Annotated in this window: 4 protein-coding genes; all 4 read right to left on the bottom strand. The window is 56.5% G+C overall.

The genetic code is table 11. From position 1 onward, the window contains the following. Positions 1 to 377: 377 nt before the first annotated feature. Genes WAO69_RS07640 through WAO69_RS07625 form a run of 4 tightly spaced genes read right to left on the bottom strand, consistent with a single transcriptional unit; the run spans position 378 to position 2,995 of the window. On the bottom strand, positions 378 to 896 hold the full coding sequence (locus tag WAO69_RS07640; protein WP_422177683.1) for a TOBE domain-containing protein: 519 nt from the start codon (positions 894 to 896) through the stop codon (positions 378 to 380). Continuing rightward, positions 886 to 1,395: an ABC transporter ATP-binding protein gene (locus tag WAO69_RS07635; RefSeq protein ID WP_422177681.1), complete on the bottom strand. Its 510-nt coding sequence runs from the start codon at positions 1,393 to 1,395 to the stop codon at positions 886 to 888. Before WAO69_RS07635 ends, WAO69_RS07640 begins: the two co-directional genes overlap by 11 nt. Next, on the bottom strand, positions 1,395 to 2,180 hold the full coding sequence (locus WAO69_RS07630) for an ABC transporter permease (RefSeq protein WP_422177679.1): 786 nt from the start codon (positions 2,178 to 2,180) through the stop codon (positions 1,395 to 1,397). The genes WAO69_RS07635 and WAO69_RS07630 overlap by 1 nt, the downstream gene beginning before the upstream one ends. After that, positions 2,177 to 2,995, bottom strand: coding sequence for an ABC transporter permease (locus WAO69_RS07625; protein WP_422177685.1), 819 nt, complete (start codon positions 2,993 to 2,995; stop codon positions 2,177 to 2,179). The genes WAO69_RS07630 and WAO69_RS07625 overlap by 4 nt, the downstream gene beginning before the upstream one ends. Between the last annotated feature and the right edge of the window lie 8 nt (positions 2,996 to 3,003).

Here is a 3,003-nt window from a genome sequence, read left to right as displayed (position 1 = left end):
TTGGCCTATCTCGCGCCGGAGGTGCTGAAGCGGCTGGTCTATAAACGCGAGGTCACAGCCGTGACGCTGATGGAGATTACGGAATGCGCCGCTTTGCCCTGGAGGGATCAGACGGAGGTGGTGTTTGGTGAAGCTGTACAAGTTGGCTGAAGCACACGAACGTCCCACTGCGGACCTTCGTACATCCTGCGGCGGATGGCGGGTCAGAGCCCAGTTTACCAAATGCTGCGGCACGCACCAATGTCCGCAGTGTGGCAAGCGCGAACTTCCTACATGCGCCCACCGTACAAATACAAACTTGCAACATCTCCCAAGAGCTCTTGGAGAGTTATTATTGGCGAATTTTTACCTTATTCAGCAATCACTATTCTGAACCCTCATTGATTGGAGACGGTCAACGTTTTTTCCACTGGCCAGCTCAGCCATAGATCGTCGCCTTCCAAAATGTTCTCGGGAATATCCTGATCACGAGAAATGACTTTGATGGCTGTGCCGTTTTGCCGGAGGATACAAGTGGCCATGGCGCCCGCAAAAACCCGGCTCTCCAAGACGGCTTTGCATTTGGAAATCGCGTCGACCTTCGGTTCCGTAGTTGAAATCGAGATGTTTTCGGGCCTGACGGCGAGGGTCGTGCTGGCCAGCATATTACCGGGAACCTTGATGTCTACGCCGTCCCCGGACAGGTCGCTTAGAATATTCGCTTCGCCCAGAAAGGCGGCGGTGAACAGATCGGACGGGTTATTGTAAACCTCGCGCGGGGGACCGACCTGGATCATCTTGCCGTCGCGCAGAATGCCGATCTTGTCGGAGAGGGTCAGCGCCTCTTCCTGATCATGGGTGACGAAGATCGTTGTGATGCCGATCTCACGCTGAATGCGTTTGAGTTCAAACTGCATGTCGACCCGCAGGGATTTGTCCAGCGCCCAGCAGCAGAACCCGTGGGTTGGTCACGATCGCGCGTGCCAGCGCGACCCTTTGGCGTTGCCCGCCCGAAAGCTGATGGGGTTTGCGGTCGCCATGCTGGCCAAGCTGTACCAGCTCAAGCGCTTCGCCGATCCGGCGGCGTTCCTCAGCGGCGCCCACTTTGCGCACGCGCAGGCCGAAGCCCACGTTATCGGCCACGCTCATATTTGGAAACAGCGCGTAGTTCTGAAACATCATGCCAATGTCGCGTTTCTCAACTGGCACGTTCTCAACCGATTCATGGCCAATGCGGATCGACCCGCTGTCGGTGAAAATGAACCCGGCGATGGCGCGCAGCAGCGTCGTCTTGCCACTGCCGGACGGACCCAGCAGGCCAAAGAAGCCGCCATCGGGGAAATCAATTGTGACATCGTTCAGCGCTTTGAGTGTACCGAACGTCTTGGTGATGTGCTGGACGGAAACCTCGGCCATTAGCGTTCTCCTCCGAAATTGGAATATCGTGCTGCGACCAGCATGATGGCCATCGAGATGACAATGATGATTGTCGAGATTGCGTTGATTTCAGGTGTGAAGCCCTTGCGGATCGAGGTGTAGATCAGAACTGGCAAAGTGCTGTCGCCCGGTTCCGACAGGAAGTAGGACACCACGAATTGATCGAAACTGACCGCGAAGGCGAAGAGCGCCCCGGCAATGATCCCAGACGAGATCCACGGCAGCGTGACCCGGCGTGTCACAGTCCAGCCATCCGCACCCATGGAACGCGCGGCCTCTTCCAGCGTCGCGTCAAATGTCGCCAGCCGGGCGCTGACAACGACGATCACGTAAGGCAGGGCCAACGCCACATGGCCGATGATGACCGAGGGCGTGCCCCGTCCCAATCCAACTCCAAAAAAAAAGATCAACATGGCTGTGCCAGTGATCAGCCACGGAATTGCGATCGGCGGGAACAGCATGATTTGCAGGAAGCGTTTGCCGCGAAATTCGAACCGGAACAGCGCAACTGACGCTGCTGTCCCAAGGATGGTCGCGATCACGGTGGTGATCAAAGCGATCATGATCGAGCGGGTGGCCGCGTCGATAATCTCCTGATTGCCCGCCAGTTTTTCATACCACTTCAGCGAGAATTCAAAAGGCAGTTGGTAGTATTGCGAGGCGTTGAACGACATGACGGCCATCACCACGATGGGCGCGTAGAGAAAGAACAGGATTAGGGCGAGCCACAATTTGCCAAGGCGGGCGAGGAAGAGATTGCTCATGTCTGTGCCTTTTTCAAAACGGGGCGGGCTACGGCAAGGATAACCAGAACCACCGCCAGCAAGATAAAGGAGAGCGCCGCGCCAAGGGGCCAGTTATACACCGCGACAAACTGGTCTTCGATCACCGTGCCATAATAGGTGCCAACCCGACCGCCTAAGATACGCGGCTCCATGAAAGAGCCCACCACCGGCACAAAGATCAGCACCGCACCGGCCAACAATCCGGGCAGCGACAGGGGCAGGATGACACGCCACAGGATTGTCAGCTTGTTCGCACCCATGGACCGGGCGGCATCAATCAGATTGTCATCAATGGCTTGCAGCGCCAGATAGGATGTCAGGATCACGTAGGGTAGATAGGAATGCACCAGCCCGATCACGATGGCATATGTCGAGAACATCAGGTTCACGTCCACCTCGAACGGCAGAATGGCATTCAGACCCAGATCCAGCACGCCATTGCCTCGCAACACGATGGCCCATGAGAAAATCCGCACCAGTGAATTGGACCAGAACGGCAGGATCACTAGTAGAAAAAGCGCCTCACGCGCGCGGCCTTTGATGACCTTCGCCAGCACATAGGCGCAAGGAAAGCCAACCAGCACCGCAACCCCTGTGACCATCAACCCCAACCGGATCGACTTCCACAGGAGCGTCGCATAGGTCGATGTCTGAAAGAACGCCGCGTAGTTTTCGGTGGTGTGATGCCATTCAATGTCCCCAAACGGCACGTCCGAAAGAAAACTGAAGTAAAGCATCGCTGACAGGGGCAGAAAGATCGCCACTGTCAGCCATAGATAGGCGGGGGAGAGCAGGCTGAAAA

This window comes from Aestuariivita sp., assembly GCF_049276915.1.
Lineage (GTDB): Bacteria > Pseudomonadota > Alphaproteobacteria > Rhodobacterales > Rhodobacteraceae > Aestuariivita.
The sequence above is the reverse complement of the archived record's forward strand: the minus strand, read 5'-3'. Positions and strand labels throughout refer to the sequence as shown.

Bases quoted from the DNA above. Each gene is read 5' to 3' on its own strand.
- WAO69_RS07635 (WP_422177681.1), bottom strand. From the start codon at position 1,395: ATGGCCGAGGTTTCCGTCCAGCACATCACCAAGACGTTCGGTACACTC.
- WAO69_RS07630 (WP_422177679.1), bottom strand. From the start codon at position 2,180: ATGAGCAATCTCTTCCTCGCCCGCCTTGGCAAATTGTGGCTCGCCCTA.
- WAO69_RS07640 (WP_422177683.1), bottom strand. From the start codon at position 896: ATGCAGTTTGAACTCAAACGCATTCAGCGTGAGATCGGCATCACAACG.